Source organism: Bartonella sp. CE47NXGY, assembly GCF_042195415.1.
In the GTDB taxonomy this organism is placed as follows: Bacteria; Pseudomonadota; Alphaproteobacteria; order Rhizobiales; family Rhizobiaceae; genus Bartonella.
In genome coordinates this window covers 1-15212 of the sequence record NZ_JBHIOI010000022.1, presented here as the reverse complement: position 1 = coordinate 15212, position 15212 = coordinate 1, and the positions used below count along the sequence as shown (strand labels likewise).

Annotated in this window: 24 protein-coding genes and 2 pseudogenes; 4 read left to right on the top strand and 22 right to left on the bottom strand. The window is 44.8% G+C overall.

All coding sequences use genetic code 11. The annotated features are described in order from the left end of the window. The 20 genes and pseudogenes from ACFIL3_RS06935 to ACFIL3_RS06840 form a co-directional block, all read right to left on the bottom strand. Nucleotides 1-728: pseudogene (locus tag ACFIL3_RS06935) on the bottom strand (hypothetical protein); the annotation flags it as partial. Continuing rightward, nucleotides 721-1302: a phage protein Gp27 family protein gene (locus ACFIL3_RS06930; protein WP_375624034.1), complete on the bottom strand. Its 582-nt coding sequence runs from the start codon at nucleotides 1300-1302 to the stop codon at nucleotides 721-723. The pseudogene ACFIL3_RS06935 and the gene ACFIL3_RS06930, both read right to left, overlap by 8 nt. Next, complete coding sequence (locus ACFIL3_RS06925; RefSeq protein WP_375612320.1) at nucleotides 1265-1621, bottom strand: hypothetical protein; 357 nt, start codon at nucleotides 1619-1621, stop codon at nucleotides 1265-1267. Before ACFIL3_RS06925 ends, ACFIL3_RS06930 begins: the two co-directional genes overlap by 38 nt. Next, nucleotides 1618-1932: a DUF2730 family protein gene (locus ACFIL3_RS06920; protein WP_375607966.1), complete on the bottom strand. Its 315-nt coding sequence runs from the start codon at nucleotides 1930-1932 to the stop codon at nucleotides 1618-1620. Before ACFIL3_RS06920 ends, ACFIL3_RS06925 begins: the two co-directional genes overlap by 4 nt. Further along, nucleotides 1929-2144, bottom strand: coding sequence for a hypothetical protein (locus ACFIL3_RS06915; protein WP_375633720.1), 216 nt, complete (start codon nucleotides 2142-2144; stop codon nucleotides 1929-1931). The genes ACFIL3_RS06920 and ACFIL3_RS06915 overlap by 4 nt, the downstream gene beginning before the upstream one ends. Next, nucleotides 2137-2475: a hypothetical protein gene (locus ACFIL3_RS06910; protein ID WP_375633719.1), complete on the bottom strand. Its 339-nt coding sequence runs from the start codon at nucleotides 2473-2475 to the stop codon at nucleotides 2137-2139. Before ACFIL3_RS06910 ends, ACFIL3_RS06915 begins: the two co-directional genes overlap by 8 nt. Next, on the bottom strand, nucleotides 2468-2755 hold the full coding sequence (locus ACFIL3_RS06905; protein WP_375612317.1) for a hypothetical protein: 288 nt from the start codon (nucleotides 2753-2755) through the stop codon (nucleotides 2468-2470). Before ACFIL3_RS06905 ends, ACFIL3_RS06910 begins: the two co-directional genes overlap by 8 nt. After that, complete coding sequence (locus ACFIL3_RS06900; RefSeq protein WP_375613744.1) at nucleotides 2752-3333, bottom strand: glycoside hydrolase family 19 protein; 582 nt, start codon at nucleotides 3331-3333, stop codon at nucleotides 2752-2754. Before ACFIL3_RS06900 ends, ACFIL3_RS06905 begins: the two co-directional genes overlap by 4 nt. 87 nt (nucleotides 3334-3420) lie before the next feature. Next, entirely contained in the window at nucleotides 3421-3828 is a 408-nt protein-coding gene (locus tag ACFIL3_RS06895; protein WP_375629092.1) for a helix-turn-helix domain-containing protein, read from the bottom strand. Between the two features lie 6 nt (nucleotides 3829-3834). Beyond that, nucleotides 3835-4452 carry a regulatory protein GemA gene (locus ACFIL3_RS06890; protein WP_012231822.1) on the bottom strand — a complete coding sequence of 206 codons (618 nt, stop codon included), beginning with the start codon at nucleotides 4450-4452 and terminating at the stop codon, nucleotides 3835-3837. 10 nt (nucleotides 4453-4462) lie between these two features. Continuing rightward, nucleotides 4463-5086, bottom strand: a complete 624-nt coding sequence (locus ACFIL3_RS06885; RefSeq protein ID WP_375613741.1) for a DUF3164 family protein — start codon at nucleotides 5084-5086, stop codon at nucleotides 4463-4465. A gap of 14 nt (nucleotides 5087-5100) precedes the next feature. Then, a complete protein-coding gene (locus tag ACFIL3_RS06880; RefSeq protein WP_375650570.1) occupies nucleotides 5101-5352 on the bottom strand; it encodes a hypothetical protein in 252 nt (83 codons plus the stop codon). Beyond that, nucleotides 5349-5618, bottom strand: coding sequence for a hypothetical protein (locus tag ACFIL3_RS06875; RefSeq protein WP_012231825.1), 270 nt, complete (start codon nucleotides 5616-5618; stop codon nucleotides 5349-5351). The genes ACFIL3_RS06880 and ACFIL3_RS06875 overlap by 4 nt, the downstream gene beginning before the upstream one ends. Next, nucleotides 5615-6646 carry an AAA family ATPase gene (locus ACFIL3_RS06870; RefSeq protein ID WP_375647629.1) on the bottom strand — a complete coding sequence of 344 codons (1032 nt, stop codon included), beginning with the start codon at nucleotides 6644-6646 and terminating at the stop codon, nucleotides 5615-5617. The genes ACFIL3_RS06875 and ACFIL3_RS06870 overlap by 4 nt, the downstream gene beginning before the upstream one ends. A 336-nt stretch (nucleotides 6647-6982) precedes the next feature. Next, nucleotides 6983-8962, bottom strand: coding sequence for a transposase domain-containing protein (locus ACFIL3_RS06865; protein ID WP_375681972.1), 1980 nt, complete (start codon nucleotides 8960-8962; stop codon nucleotides 6983-6985). Further along, a complete protein-coding gene (locus tag ACFIL3_RS06860; protein WP_012232200.1) occupies nucleotides 8959-9417 on the bottom strand; it encodes a hypothetical protein in 459 nt (152 codons plus the stop codon). The genes ACFIL3_RS06865 and ACFIL3_RS06860 overlap by 4 nt, the downstream gene beginning before the upstream one ends. Then, the gene (locus tag ACFIL3_RS06855; protein WP_375612309.1) at nucleotides 9414-10421 is read right to left on the bottom strand and encodes a ParB/RepB/Spo0J family partition protein; all 1008 of its coding nucleotides are present in this window, start codon (nucleotides 10419-10421) and stop codon (nucleotides 9414-9416) included. The genes ACFIL3_RS06860 and ACFIL3_RS06855 overlap by 4 nt, the downstream gene beginning before the upstream one ends. Further along, nucleotides 10421-10819, bottom strand: coding sequence for a hypothetical protein (locus ACFIL3_RS06850; protein WP_375612308.1), 399 nt, complete (start codon nucleotides 10817-10819; stop codon nucleotides 10421-10423). The genes ACFIL3_RS06855 and ACFIL3_RS06850 overlap by 1 nt, the downstream gene beginning before the upstream one ends. Beyond that, a complete protein-coding gene (locus ACFIL3_RS06845) occupies nucleotides 10803-10943 on the bottom strand; it encodes a hypothetical protein (protein ID WP_273755279.1) in 141 nt (46 codons plus the stop codon). The genes ACFIL3_RS06850 and ACFIL3_RS06845 overlap by 17 nt, the downstream gene beginning before the upstream one ends. Before the next feature lie 73 nt (nucleotides 10944-11016). After that, entirely contained in the window at nucleotides 11017-11310 is a 294-nt protein-coding gene (locus ACFIL3_RS06840; RefSeq protein WP_273790132.1) for a helix-turn-helix transcriptional regulator, read from the bottom strand. A 151-nt stretch (nucleotides 11311-11461) separates the two neighbouring features. On the opposite strand from ACFIL3_RS06840, the gene ACFIL3_RS06835 reads away from it, so the two are divergent. Both ACFIL3_RS06835 and ACFIL3_RS06830 read left to right on the top strand, forming a co-directional pair. Beyond that, on the top strand, nucleotides 11462-11992 hold the full coding sequence (locus tag ACFIL3_RS06835) for a helix-turn-helix domain-containing protein (protein ID WP_375681971.1): 531 nt from the start codon (nucleotides 11462-11464) through the stop codon (nucleotides 11990-11992). An 85-nt stretch (nucleotides 11993-12077) separates the two neighbouring features. Then, on the top strand, nucleotides 12078-12596 hold the full coding sequence (locus ACFIL3_RS06830) for a helix-turn-helix transcriptional regulator (RefSeq protein ID WP_375681970.1): 519 nt from the start codon (nucleotides 12078-12080) through the stop codon (nucleotides 12594-12596). Between the two features lie 95 nt (nucleotides 12597-12691). Here the strand turns inward: ACFIL3_RS06830 and ACFIL3_RS06825 are convergent, their stop codons facing one another. Beyond that, a complete protein-coding gene (locus ACFIL3_RS06825) occupies nucleotides 12692-12850 on the bottom strand; it encodes a hypothetical protein (protein ID WP_375681969.1) in 159 nt (52 codons plus the stop codon). A 361-nt stretch (nucleotides 12851-13211) separates the two neighbouring features. Then, nucleotides 13212-13499: pseudogene (locus ACFIL3_RS06820) on the bottom strand (DnaB-like helicase C-terminal domain-containing protein); the annotation flags it as partial. 175 nt (nucleotides 13500-13674) lie between these two features. Between ACFIL3_RS06820 and ACFIL3_RS06815 the strand changes: the two are divergent. Together ACFIL3_RS06815 and ACFIL3_RS06810 are read left to right on the top strand one after the other, a co-directional pair. Next, nucleotides 13675-14841, top strand: coding sequence for a tyrosine-type recombinase/integrase (locus ACFIL3_RS06815; protein ID WP_375615313.1), 1167 nt, complete (start codon nucleotides 13675-13677; stop codon nucleotides 14839-14841). Between the two features lie 207 nt (nucleotides 14842-15048). Next, nucleotides 15049-15212: helix-turn-helix transcriptional regulator (locus ACFIL3_RS06810; protein WP_375681976.1), on the top strand; the 164-nt coding region annotated here is incomplete at its 3' end.

The following is a 15212-nucleotide window of genomic DNA, read 5'->3' as shown; positions in this document are numbered from 1 at the left end:
CCCTTCATGGCACAAACCCGTTTAAACAAGCCATTTTTAACAGCAACACCAAAGGGGTAACAATGCACCGAAAAAGGAACCTTACCTGCTCGTGCTTCACGGATCAATTCATTGAAAGGATTGAGCACACCATTATGGGTGGAGATCACGCGGATCTTGCCTCCCCAAATGAGCAAAGCATTGACAGCATCCAAAACAGCGCGCACATCTTGATGAAATGCCGCCTCATCAATCACCACAATGCCCTGTAGTCCGCGAATATTTTCAGGGCGGCTAGAAAGCGCCTCAACCCGAAACCCCGAAGCAAAACGCACCCGATAAGCAGAGATATATTTCGTTGAACCATCCGCCCTTTGATCAGAGAATAAAAATTCCTCAACATCCCCACTATGGCTCGTAATTGCCGAAGCAAAATGGCTCACATAGCCAATAAATTCCCGCCCCTTGTCTTTGGTGTCACCAATATAAAAAACATTATCGCCCCTCGCTTCACGTGCCGCCGCTGCAATCAGTGTATCATCCAAAGCTTCTGCAAAAGTAATGCCGGTCCGCCGCCCCTTTTCCACCAATTTTAATGGGGACTTATCTTCAATCCATGCCCGTTGATGCGCCATCAAAACGCCTTCCGCTAAGGGATCACTCTCTTTGGGAAAAGTACTTTTCCGCCAAATATCAAAACCACCTTGATGATCAAAGACATGACTTTTTGAAAAGGGCTGTTCAGCCATGTTTTACCCCCAACACCTGCGCACGAATAGCTCGCGCTGTTTCTTCTGAGAGCCCCGCCGCCGCTGCTGCTGCGTCAACCGCTTTGCTTGCTTTGCTGGTAAAATCTTTTTCCAACTTTTGCCGTCTGGTGGTCGACAAATGTTCAGCCGCCAACACGCCTTTAAGCGCATTGGCCAATTCTTGTGCTGCCTTTGGCGAAAGGTTTTTCCCACTGCTCAACGTTGAAAAAATCAACTCCTTAATCGCTGCCGCCGTCAAAAGAGTGATATTATCAGAAGCTTTAGCATCAAAGCGCTGCGAGAGGCTTGCGGCAATTTCTCTTGTCTGTTCTAGGCGCCGTGACATCACGGCTAGCCGCAAAGAATACCGATTAAAACTGGAAAAGGAGGGTATAGAAAAGCTTAAACCCATTTCTTTTTTTAAAGCCTTCAAAGCTGCTTTAAATTCATCATAAATGGCTTTTTGCGTCTTCTCACGCCCATTTAAAGCCTCAGCAGCAGCAGCAATAATTTGATCACAAGCTTGCGGCAATAAATCAATCGCCGTTAAACGTCCACGCCCGACCTTGCGCATCCTTCACCTCGTCTTTTATTGATGAACGTTTAGGCCGCTTAATCCCCTCAATGGAAAAGCTTCGGTCTAAATGACGCGCTCCCCGTTCTGTTAATGCCGCAAGAAAAACCGAACCCACACATTTTAAAGTAACAGCACCTTGATCTTCCATCCATGCCAGTTCATTATGCACAAAATCGCGATCGCGTCTGATGCCATAACTGTATAAAAGCCGCTCAATCATCGCACTCGATAAAGTTTCACTGCGCTCACAAGCAAGCCCTTTTAAAATAATCAACCGCGCTTCTTCACGGATGATTTTATCCATATCTGCTTTCATTTCTTGGCATTCTCCAACAAAAACTCTTGCAAGCGCTCACCAATGGCTGCCACCGGTTGTAATTGTGCAGAAAGCGTGTTGAGACGACCATTCAATTTCTCCATATTCACTTCCAATCTTTGCAGCGCATCACGATCAGGCAAAAAGTCCATCTCTGTTTCTAACTTTTGCACACGCTCTTTAAGCGCCGTGATATCTTTCAGCATTTCCCGCGCACCGGAAGAAAAATAGGCTCTCAAAACCCCACAAATCGCAATAACCGATAACAATAAAGACAACCAGCCATTGGCAACACTGATATCCAAATTCACTTAAAAGTCCCCTCTCTTTTGCCTAAAATCGCCCGCTCCGCAGCTTTTCTACGCTGTTCACAAATCAATAAAGCAGCACGATCACGGCTCCAATAATGCACCACTTCGCGCGCATTCAAAGCACGCTCTGGCAATAAAGCTGGGCGGGCACACGCCATGCGAACAACAGGCGGCAATTCAACCGATAAAAAATGATAAGAAAGGCTACCCACCGGCTTGTGTGTTGAGCAAGCGCACACGCTCAAGCCCAATGCCACCGCCAGTAACCGGCAACTTCCCATTGACTTCCTCCATTTTTGTAAGCTTTTGTTCCAAAGCCGAAATCACCCCTTGCGCTTGATGCTCAGCTTCCAACGCTGCTTGTCTTTGTCGCTCTTGTACAAGCAGTGCACGTGCTGAAGCCTTGGCAATCTCCAACTGCCAATACAAATCACGCGCCTTTTCCGCCTTTAAAATTTGCGCTTTCATAAAGCCAAAAGCCGCCAACATCACACTGACCAAAAAAAGCAGACCAAAAGACAGTTTTGAAAGTGGGCTAAACATTGCTTTTATCTCCCCACCTCGTTATCTCCACCCCATCATAGGAGCTGCTATGCCGCTTATGGGAATGTTTCCTATTAGAAAAATCCAACGAGCCAAAGCCACGATGCACCCCCAGATTGCCAACAATAATCGCCACCATCGAAGGAATAGAAATGCTCGCCATATCAACAATATGCGGAGCCCCCCACAAACCACCAGAAACAAGCAAAAAAATAACCCCCCAAGCAAACCAAAAAGACCACCATAAATAGAGCCTAGAACCACGATAAGAGGGCTTCATGCCTTTACCTCGCCTCCAAGTCCCAAAAGCTTTTTGGCGCGGTTCAAATAAATCAAACGTTGCACAAGTCCATTTCTTCCCCCATTGATCGCCTTGGTAATCCCTAGATAATCATCTTGATCAGCCAGCCTATTCAAGCCTTTCATTTGCCAAAACCAAACAGCAGACCAAAGCGCTGCTGGAAACTTTTCCAGCTCTTGCGGAAATGCCTCACAATCAACCGCTTGTTCATCGACTAGGCGCCAAAACTTCGTAAAACGACGATAATTATTGCGCCCCGTCAACTGGATCAAACCACGCCCCTTAAAGTGCACCCCATCCCCAGGGTTGACATTGCCTAAATCACGCCGCCCCTCATAAGCGCGCCCTGAGGCATATTCACAAACAGTAAAAAAGCCATCACTCTCATGGGCACATTGGCTTAAAAAATGTGCAATACGCAACGGTGTTGTGAGTGCCCCATAAGATAAAGCTTTAGGCAACACGCGTGCCATTTCAACAATAATAAAATCTTGGCGCGCATGATGCGCCAATTTAGGCGCAAGGCGATGAAGAAAAGAAGCATCTATTGAAACCATAACAAACCACTCAATGAATAAAAATTCATTCGCAGTTTATCGGATTTCAAACCCCCAATATAAGCCTGACACTGTCAGTCAAAACTCTCAATACTCATAAAACTCTGAAAATAACGAACCTTGTGGTTCTTGCAAAGAAATTTTCTTCTTCAAGCGATAGGCTGTGCGCACATGCATACCAGAAACAGCAGCGGCAGCATCCACCGACCAGCCTTTTTGCAACGCTTGCACCATTTTTTGCCGCCGTTCAGCATCTCTGCCAAGGGGGATAAGAAGACGCACTCCCGAACCATTAAAACAAAAATGGTTGATGAGTTGCTGCGCCTCTTCAAACCCAACAATTTCAATCAACCAATCCGCACTCTCAAGACGCCCGGGTATATAAACTTCTCGTCCACCAAAAGCCCGCATCATATTCCATGCTGCTTCACTGCCCGCAACATCAGCTATTTCACGCAATAAGGCAGGAAAATCGCTATAGATTTCCTCTTGCATACATGCTTACCCCTCGCTTTTAACACCTTTACGGATTTTCCGCCCCCAAACATTCATCACTTCTCTAAAGTCGCCCCCACTCATCTCACCCAAAGCTTTACCACTTAACGCCATAACACTTTGATGAAAAGCCCCAAGCTCAAACATAGCATCGGGATTCAAACACTTCCATTGGGCACACAAAATGGAAATGCTTGGTTTCTTCCTCCATGAATCTTCGCGGTTTTTTCCTCTCCAGTCAACCCCACCCTCACGCTGCAACCAACCTTTCAACGCCTCAATGGCTCTGCATGCATCATCGCTATCGCGTAAAAAACGAATATGATCAATCCCTGTCTGTCTTTTCACAAAGGCAAGCAACGCCTTATCTGAACGATCACGAATAATGCCAAGATTCCACCCAGCAATCCAGAGCGCCTGGAGCTTCTTAGCATATTTCCCCTCTAAACGCTTCCCATTCGGCTTAAAACCAAACGCTTTCATTTCAGCGATAACCAAGTGCTTTTCTGAAAAATTCAAATCTTTCGCCGATTGCTTGCCTGTCAAGCGATAGAGCAGTGCGCGATAGGTCTCATCATCAAGACCTAACGCGCGTTTTCCCATATGAAGGACAGCTAAAGACATCTCTCCCCCCTCATGTCTTCGCCAGATCAATGGTCACAGCACGCCAAGCGCTTTCTAATGTATCGCGTTCATAAAAACGCACATATTCCTTAGATGTCGTCACACGGATCGCTTCACGAATGGCACGCATCGCCTCTTTCCAGCGTGGATCATCAATATCCAAACGCAACAGCATAAAGATCTCGCCCCGATTCACCTTGCCTTCTTTATCCGTATTAAAAGCACGCGTAATAATCGCACGGATTTCAGGGCGTGCATCCGCAGACCATTCATTCAAACACTCATCAAGAAGGCTTTTGGCAATTTGCAATTGCGGTCCAAAATCAACACTTTCCTGAACTTGCACCTTAATACGTTGCAAACCATCAAAGCTTGTGTAAGTACAATTGCCCTTTTTGCCACGCCGCTCCACACCATATTCTTGCGCAAGCAAGCTATCAAAATCACTCAAATCCGCAATCGTATGGTTGTTAAAACGTGCAATCCTTGCCGATAATTCTTTCGCAAAACCCATAATTTTGCGCACCGTTTCATCCTCTAACAAATCCGCAGGGCGGATCAAACTTACCGGCACCAAAGCCCCTTTTGCATCCTTCATATAACGCGTACCTTCAAGTTCAATTTGTGGATTCATCACCAACTTCCTCCTTATGTTTTTTGAAAACGACGAAATGGCACAACATCCCCTGAAGAAGGCGCACATCCCGCTTTCAATTGCCAACGACACCGCATAAGCTCATGACTTAAAACGTGGTTATAGCCTGCCAAACGACGCAAATACTCATTCAATTCTCGAACATCTTGTCCATGCATAAAAATGCCATTCACCTCATACTGTAAAAAGGCAGAGCGCAAAGCAATCAAGCTATCTCTTACCATATAAGGGTTACGTTCCATCATTTGCTTCCTCCAAAATCCATATAAATCACACGATTGCTCTTATCTTCATCTCGATCAGAGCTGTCACACTCAGCCAAAACTTCTGCAACTTGGCCTTCCAAAACCGCATCCGCTTCCCCCAAACGGTGAACACTCAACTCCAATTCAAGCAATAACGCCAAATCAACACACAATTTAAGCTTTTCTCCAATATCAAAACCGCATTGATAATCGTCATAAAGACCAACAAGCGTATCGGATAATTCTTTGTCGCATAAAGAGATCATGCCAATTCCTCCACGTCACGGTTTTTCCATGCCGCTTTGACATGTTTCAAAGTCACCTCACACCCATCTCCAAGCGCTGCCATGCGTGCCAACATCATGGTTTTGTCAATTTGCCGCAAAGCTCCAGCCTTTAAGCCTATCCCTGTCAAAAACTTTATCGCACCAACATCTTCAATCCCCCAATCATGAATGCGCGCTGCAATATCCTCACTATAGGGCTTGCGCCGTTTCAGATGCATCGCCAATCGGCTTTTAATTTGCGCATAAGAGGGACCATTTTGACGATGAACCAACCGTCCAGAGATTTCATCATTGCCAACCAAAGCCAACCCCGTACCATTGATATCAACAAAGTGGCGCAACTGATTAATCGCTTCATCCGTTAAATTTTGCGCCTCATCAACAATCAACAATGTTCCGCCACCAACACGCTCTAACTTTTTGCCAATCGCACGCGTTAAGCGGGTGGGATTATATTCCACCACTTCCAATTCTGCTGCCATATCATTCAAAATACCGTGAACACTGCGCGTATGCGGGCTGGCTGTCACCAGATAAACATGCGGGCGGGTAGAGCGATAATGACGGCAAGTTTCGGTCTTACCACTGCCCGCATCAAGCGTAATCATCACCATATCCCCCGTACTTTGTGCCAGTGTTAAAGTGTCAATGATCTCACTGGCAATTCGATTCCTCTGAAAGGCTGGTTTTTCAGGGATCTTCTCCAAAAACCCCGCCGTTTCCTTTAAAACCTCAACCCATTGTTGAACCTTTGCATTTTGCTTCCCCAACTGTCCCGCATAACTGCCCGCATACCATTGCGAAAACGTCCCATCCGGCATGCCTATGCGCCGCGCCACCTCTGCTTTCGACCAATCATTCATTTGCCCCAAAGCTCTCACTGCATCCACAAGCTCATTCCATAAAGCAATGTCATCACTGTTGCGGTTTTGTGCTGTTCCATTGGGCTGGATTTTAGGTCGCGCCCAAGGATTTTTATCGACCGTTGCATTTATCGCGTTTTTCATGTATATTCCCCTCTCGTATTGATTTTAGACTATTGATAAGGGGAAGGGCTCCCACCCGCCCCTTATCTTTTGTCTTTAGAATGAACATTTAAAAGCCGTACGCGATACTAAAACGGCTAACCTTGCAAATCCCCTCTCTTTCTCACACATCGGGGAACTTGCTAACTCCACGCATCTCACCCGATCAGGCAAAGATACCTAGAAACTTCATGTATTGATTAGACTTTTAAAGGATTAAGATTCCTCCCCCCTTTCTTTGTTAACGCTTCAACCTGGTACGCGATACAAAACCAGCTTCCTTTTGAGAATTCTTACAAATCCCCCCTCTTTCCTTTCCTATCGTTTAGGAAACTTGATCACCTCACGCCCCTCATCAGAGGCGGAAAGCTTTCTCAAAGCTTTATGCAAGTGTTGACTGAATTCTTCCTCCCCCAAAACCTCATCATCGTCTGCTTTCAAAGCTAAATTCCCCACATTGTTTGGCATCAAGCGGCTCACCTTTGGCTTTATCGGAAGCTTAGATTTGAACGCTTCATCCTTTTTCTCAAGGCGCCCATAAACATCGGCCAAGTGATCAGGTGCAAGCTTTGCCGCTAGCTGTTTTTCTGCTTTAACAGCCTTCACATATTCTTTACGCAAACGCCCATTCAAGCGCGCCGCCTGCTGGTCATAAAAACCTACATCACAAAGGCATGGTGCCAGACAAAGCAACCGATTGTTCAAATCATAAACCCGTAAATCTTGATGCAAATTATCCGGATCAAAGCGTACAATCACTTTTTTCCCCGCATGCTCATTCAACGCCCGCGCCCAATAACGATTGCCATAAAAATGAATCTCCCCCGTACCCTTTTGCGCACGCAACGCCTCAGAGGTTAAAAGCCATAAAGCCCGTTGTGCCGCCGTTGCTTGCCGAATAATCGTCCCCTCGGCTTGCAAGCTCTCAGTAAAGGTCTCATCAAAACTGCGCCCCGCACAATTAACCGCCTTACGCCCTGCTTGCGCATTGTGTGCCACAATTTGCGCCCCAACATGGGCTTTAAACGCTTCAAATCCTATCGCGCGCTTGCCATAATCTTCAGGCTTGGCATCCGGTTTATTGCCCGTATAAGCCCCCGCACAAAAGGGATGTTTGGAAATCGCTTCTGCCAGATCACGCCATGCCCGCTCAATCGGTTTAGACTGTCCGCTATAAGGGGTGGTCCATTGCAATTGCACCCCCAAACTCGTCAAAAGCCCTTGCGGATCATCCGGCTTAATCTTAAAACGAAAGCGGTTTTGCACACCTCCAGAAATCCACTTGCTGGTAAAGGCACGCCCATTATCCAAGGTCATGCGCTCTGGTATGCCATAAGCTTCCACCATGTCCCCAATCACCAAACGAACGATTTCCCAAGTCTCAGCATCCGATAAGCGCCACGATAAAATCTTGCCCGAATAAAGATCTTGTATCGCAATCAAATAAAGCCGCACAGGCTTTTCTGTCCAAGGAACATTCACAAAAACATCCAGCTTATGCCCGTCCATATTCACAGCTTGCAGTGCATGCAGGCTCGAGCGATCACGCCGTTGGGCTGGATAAAGCTTTTTTGCCTTTTCTTCTCCCTCACGTGCTAAAACCACAACCGCTTTGGAAATTTGCGCCTTAAAACGACGCCGCAAAGCCCGCTCTGAAGGAATGGGCTGCCAACCCCGCTCCTGCGCAACCGAAACCATCCGCCGATAACATGCTGAAAAAGCAGGTTTAGAGGGGCGCAAATAATCCGAACAAAAAACCTCCCACGCCCCCTCATGACACGGCGCAAATTGCGAAACATTCTCCTCACCATAACAAGGCGCTAAAGCTGCCAACCAATCAGGGCGCTCATACCCCTCCACCATCTGCCGCCAATTAAAAAGCGACATCCGGCTCACACCAAATTGCACCGCACTCAAACTTGCCGCATCATGCACACCCATACCGGCATGGAGCAAATCTTCCCAAAAGCAAAGTGCCTTCAAACGCTCTTCACAGCGCCTTTTATGCGCCTTTGAAAGCCCCTCATAACGCACCCAAATACTTGTCTTTTGCTCCCCTTGCGTTTGTTTCACATCAACAGCCCCACCAAACCGCACCAACAATGCCGCCCGTGCCCCCTCCGGCAATAAGGAAATGTGAACTTCTACAATAGGTCGAGAAACCCCTTTAACTTTACGTGTCAATCCACTTTGATGACGCCATGTGGTCGCCAAAATCTTACGCAATCCACCTTTACTTTTCGGCAACCCTGGCAAAGCTGCCTCAGCCAATTCGGCAATAGTAAACCATTCCTTCATGGCTGCCCCCTTTTAATGCGAACCGGCGTTGCGCGCATGGCTTTCAATTGCGCTGCAATCTCCCGCTGTTCCTGCTGCAACCGCGCAATTTCTGCTAAACGTGCCTCATCCCCTTGCAACAGCAACAATCCATCTTCACTCACCACCTCATCCCAAAGCCAAAATGCCTCTGTCGCCCGCACAAATGCCTTAAACCGCGGCAGGGAAATATCCACCTGCTTACTTTCCGCAACATAAGCATCCAAACTGGCCTTACTTAAACACCCAATCCCTAAATAATGCGCCATACGCTCCGCAATCACACTGCGCTCATGCCGGCATTCTCTCAAAGCCCGCGCCATCGCTCGCTTAATGCGTGAGCGAAACCGCCCTAAATCAATCTGCGCAACGGGTTCACGACAAGGAAAAACCGGCTTTTGGAAAAAATCAAGCTGCCCGCAACCATGCCTCTTCATGACAGCACCTCCCCCGATTGCTTGTTCAAATAATCATAAAACCGCGCCTTTGTCTGCGCATCTGCTCTCTGCCAAACACCCAATAACTGAGCAAAAACCCGCTCTTGTTCATTAATTTGCGGCGGCGTATTAATCCCATTGACCAAATCAACAGCCCGCCTCAAATCCCCCTCAACCTGTTGCAAAGCAATTGCCACCCGCCGTTGCGCAACCGGCTCCATCTTGGCTAATTTCAACAATTGCGCTTGATTATCCGCCAATGCCGTCCCCCGCAAAACAGAACGCAACTCCGGCTGTAAATGCTGAGCAATGCTGTTAAGACGTTTTACTGAAACTTGAGACAAACCAATACGATCCGCCACATGTTTAGAAAAAGATAAAACTGTCCCTTTACCATTTTCTTCATCTGTATAAGAAATAGGGACAACTTGTCCCAATTTCTCATCACCGATCAAAGGATCAACTTGATCCTTTGATTTTTCATCCCCTTCACACCCAGTTTCATGGTGCTCTGAAGAACCATCATTTGGCAAAGGTGCAAGTTGCACCTTTGCCACTTTGTCCTTTGTATATTGATTACCACCGATCAAAGGGTAATGTTTACCCTTTGATTTTCTGTCCCCACCAACCTTAATTTCCCCATACTTCTTTTCCCACAATTCGCGGTAAGTCTGGACAAAAAGCGCACGATCAATCACTGACAATTCATTGCGAAAGAGGTTTTCAGCAACCTCTAAAAGCGCGGCATTGTCCTTATCAGCCTGCACCACAACGGCATCAATGTCACTATAGCCCAAAAGCTCAGCAGCACGAAGCCGATGCGCACCAGCAATAAGCGTGTAATTACCTTCCTTAGCATTGGGGGTATGGCGCACCGTAATCGGATTCATCAATCCCTCCCGCGCCATTGATTGTGCAAGTGCCTTGGCATGCTCATCATCCACAGGGCGTATACGCTCCGGTACCACAATCACATCAAGAGCAAGCTTTTGAAACTGTGCCATCACGCCCCCGCCTTTCTGATCTCTTTAAAGAATAAATCCATCGCACGCCCCGCCCATCTTCGATAAGCTTTCGCAAAAACGGGTTCTTCCAAACGCCGGTTAATGGTACGCAAAGAACGAGCAACAGCAGTGCGTTCACGCTCTTGCATGGCAACAAGACGCCGCCGCGGCACCTCAAACTGATAATGCAAAATATGAATAACAATCTGTCGTGCTAACGCCGCATCAAATAAGCAGTGCGGAGGGTCAATAATATACCGGATTGGCAAATGTTTAAATCCACTACTCACCGCCTTAAAAGAACAGGCAAGCATAGCTTCCAAACGTTCAACCTCCGAATAAGGATTAACGATATCGCTTCTGGCTTCTGGGGTCCATAAATTACAAGCAGCAACCATAACCACCCCCTATAAAAACAATATGACCACCATCTAATCGCCAGAACCAACCCATGCAAACGGCTGTTCTATGATGCAACTCTATGCAATTTATCTTGCCTATTTCGTACTGATCTTTAGACATTGATAAACCTTTTTATCTTATGGTATTTAAATTCATGGCAAATGCGCAAAAACGCAAAGCCGTGTAACGAAGTTCAAGCAGCATTACCGCGCAAAGCAGAATGCGCACGCGAATCTGTGTTGGCATGTTTTGCTGCTTTAAAAATGCGACGGCGACTTTTGGGGTAGCGGTCGCTAAAAACTTGCTCAACGGGCAAACCGATAAAATCGGCAATAGCACGTTCGGCTTTCTCGTTAGACCGTGTCCAAATGTGTTGAACACTGGATGACGATAGTTGATAAGCTTTCGCGAGCTCCGCCAAGGTCATATTACGGCGGCGTAGCTCAGCTAAAATACTATGGCGATCCCATTTTTGTGTGGTTGTCATAACTTCGCTCCTGCTTCAAACGGATGCTCCCACATCCGTTTTTTGTGGGGTTAATTGTAAAATATCTGCCCTCTATATCGGGCGGTAATAATAGTTATGATTTACATTTATAAATTTGTCAACCCTAAATGTAAATCTGGAGTGATTTTTTTTGGCAAGATCTGAAAAAAAACCTAAAACAGAACTGGCAAAGCGGTTATGTGAAGTACGGATCGCTCTTGGTTTTACTCAGCGCAAGCAGTTTGCTGATCATCTTACAGTACCAGAAAGTACTATGTATAATTACGAAACTGGCTTACGCGAACCGCCTTCATCAATGTTAGTAATTTACAAAAATATTTGTGGTATAGACGTCAATTGGCTTCTCACTGGAGAAGGCGAAATGTTTAGTGACATGGCAAAAGCGAAAGCAGCAGGTTTTAAAGCACCTACCATCCCTGCTGGTCTCATGAAAAAGCTTGGTCGCATAGCTTATACAACCTATCGCGATGCTAAAATAAAACTCCCCCCTGAAGATATAGCGGAACTCGCGGCGGAACTTTATAAAAAACTGCAAGAGCTTGTTCAAGACATCAACGACACGGAAGAAGTAGAAGCAACTTTCCCTCTTCTTAAAATTCATTTAAAGCGTCAAATAGAGGCTGAAAGAGTACATCTAGAAACTACACAAAATACGGCTTAATGCCTCTCTAAGATGAATGGGGAATCTCTTTACGTTTTAAAATCCCGTAACTTAAAACAAACCTCAATATGAATAAGGAGCATTTTTGGCACGTTTAGAAACAGAACCTAAAACACCATTGGCAAAACGCCTGCGTGAAATAAGACGAATCCTCGGAAACGAAGAACGTGGTGCTTTTGCAAAATCTCTTGATTTGGCGAAAAATACGCTTGCAAATTATGAGCTCGGTATAAATGAGCCACCAGCATCTATCGTAATTGCCTATCACAAAATTTATGGTGTAGACTTTCATTGGCTTCTCACTGGTGAAGGCGAAATGTTTAGTGACATGGCAAAAGCGAAAGAAGCTGGTTTTAAACCACAAACTATCCCTACTGGATTGATGAAAAAACTCGGTCGCATAGCTTATACAACCTATCGCGATGCAAATATAAAAATCCCTCCTGAAGATATAGTGGAACGCGCGGCGGAACTTTATGGAAAACTGCAAGAGCTTGTTCAAGACATCAACGACACGGAAGAAGTCGAGCTTATTTTACCTCTTCTAAAATTGCATTTAAAGCGTCAAATAGAGGCTGAAAATGCACATCCAGAAACTACATAAAATACAACTTAATGCCTCTCTAAAATGAAAAATACAGGCGCGTTTCTCTTTACATTAAGAAAATGAAATAATACATTGTTTTTAAAGAATTATATTTACAAAAAATAGATATGCGCCATATGGCGCATATCTTTTTTGCTTTTTTGGTTATTTTTGGCTGATTTTGGAGTCAATTGAACTTTTGGAGTAATTTTTTTCACAGGGTCTTCAAAGGCGGTTTTCTGGGCTTTCACAGACTTTTTAAAATTTTTCACAGGGGTTTCACAGACCTTTCAAAGCCTTCTTTCATTTTTACCATGAAAACGCACTTTTTTCTGATTTTCGCTCTTTTTTACAATTTTAGGTGTCAAAATCTATTTTGACAAAACGCGCTTTTAATGCTAAATTTTATACATAAAAACAACAAATTATCACGTATTCCTACCTAATCCCACCTTTTCCCACTTAGTATAAAACCTAGTGTCAAACTACAGCTTGCCAGCGGGTTTTGTATATTTTGCCACTAGGTTTTGTACCAATTTATTTTTTCTCAAAGAGTTTTAAAGATGTTCTCAAAGGGTCTTCAAATGCCTTTCAAAGGGTATTTAAAGCTCTCTTTAACGCATTTTTCTGCTCCTATTTTTCCAAATCACTAAAGCATGTAAAGTCGGGTTGAAAGGCAAGGGGAACGATTCCTGTCGGACCATGGCGTTGTTTTGCTATAATAACCTCGGCTTTACCCTTGGCTTGCTCCATTGCCTCTTGCCATTTGTTATACTCAGCAGTGCTTTCTTTGGGTTCTTCATTTTTGAGATAATATTCTTCACGATAAACGAACAGAACAATGTCGGCATCTTGCTCGATTGAACCAGATTCACGTAAGTCGGAGAGTTGTGGACGTTTATCGGTTCGGTTTTCAACTTTACAAGGCATTGATTTATAATAATAATTCACTGTTCTGTATGTTGAATGAGAGTCTCGAATATCGTAAGAGTCTCTCATTTCAAAGCTGTTTATCTTGAATCAATCAAAACCACTCATTTGCACATAACAAGTGGGATGAGTGTATGGATCAAATTTGTATAAGAAAGGAATAAAAATGGCTCTTATGAACCGTCTTAATGCAAGATCTGTCGCAACATTGGGGGCTGGCAAATATAATGATGGTGCCGGCTTGTTACTTCATAAGCGTAAAGATGGAGGTGCTCAATGGATTTACCGTTTTACCATTCATGGGCGGCGCCGTGAAATGGGCTTGGGTGCTTTAAGAGATGTTTCTTTAAAACAAGCCCGTGAATTGGCAAATCAATGGCGCTCTGTTTTACGTGAAGGGCGTGATCCTATTAAAGAACGTGAGAAACAAAAGCGTGAGGCAATAAGCAATCTTCATTATTTAAAAGATATTGCCTTGGATACTTTTGAAACTCGTAAAGCTGAATTAAAAGGGGATGGGAAAGATGGACATTGGTTTTCGCCTTTACAACTTCATATTCTCCCTAAATTAGGTTGTCTTCCTGTGTCAGAGATTACACAAACAGAAATACGTAATACACTTGCCCCTATCTGGCATACAAAAGCTGGAGCTGCTCGGACAGCATTGATACGTCTCAAACTTTGTCTCAAACATGCTGCTGCATTAGGTTTGGATGTTGATTTACAAGCAACAGAAAAAGCACGCGCTCTTTTAGGAAAACAACGCCATAAAGTCAAAAATTTACCTGCAATGGATTGGAAAGATATACCAGCTTTTTATCAAACACTTTGCGAAGCATCAACCCTAACACAACTGGCTTTGCGTTTGCTTATCCTTACAGGGGTTCGCTCTAACCCTTTACGTCATATTCATAAAGATCAAGTTGAAGGTGATATCTGGACAATCCCTGCTGAAAATATGAAAGGAAAGCGTGATACTACAAAAGAGTTTCGTGTGCCCTTATCATCTGAAGCATTAGACATTTTAAAACAAGCGCGCTCACTTTCTCGCAATGATTTCTTCTTTTCTGCAACCGGTCGCGGTCCCCTTGCTACGAAGTGTATGGCTCAATACATGAGAGACAATAAACTTGAAGCCTGCCCCCATGGATTTCGCTCTAGTTTACGCGATTGGCTCGCTGAAACAACCGATGCCCCCTATGAGGTTGCTGAAACAATTCTAAGTCATACAGTCGGAGGACAAGTAGAGCGTGCCTATCGTCGTACTGACTATTTAGAACAGCGCCGCGTTTATATGGATAAATGGGCGGCTTATGTCACGGGTCAATCTTAAGATATGGAGTGCATAACCCCATGATCTGTGGATAACTTTCTCTCTCTTCTCTCTCATTCTTTCTCAATAAGAGTCATAAATTATCACATCAAAAATTGTATGATAAAATATTGTTTTCTATAAATAAAACATCTTTCCAAATGAACCAAAATGTGGTTAATAAATAGTTATGATTTGTTACCATTTTTTGATAGAAAGGATTTTAGTATGACAGAAAATGATATTCTTTTGACAGACCGTGAAAGTGCAAAATTGCTTCATATGAGTGTCTCAACATTCCGCCGTCATGTAACCAATGGCTCTCTCCCAAAACCTTTAAAATTTGGTTTTTTGTCCCGTTGGTTACAATCGGATCTTATCAATGTCATCGA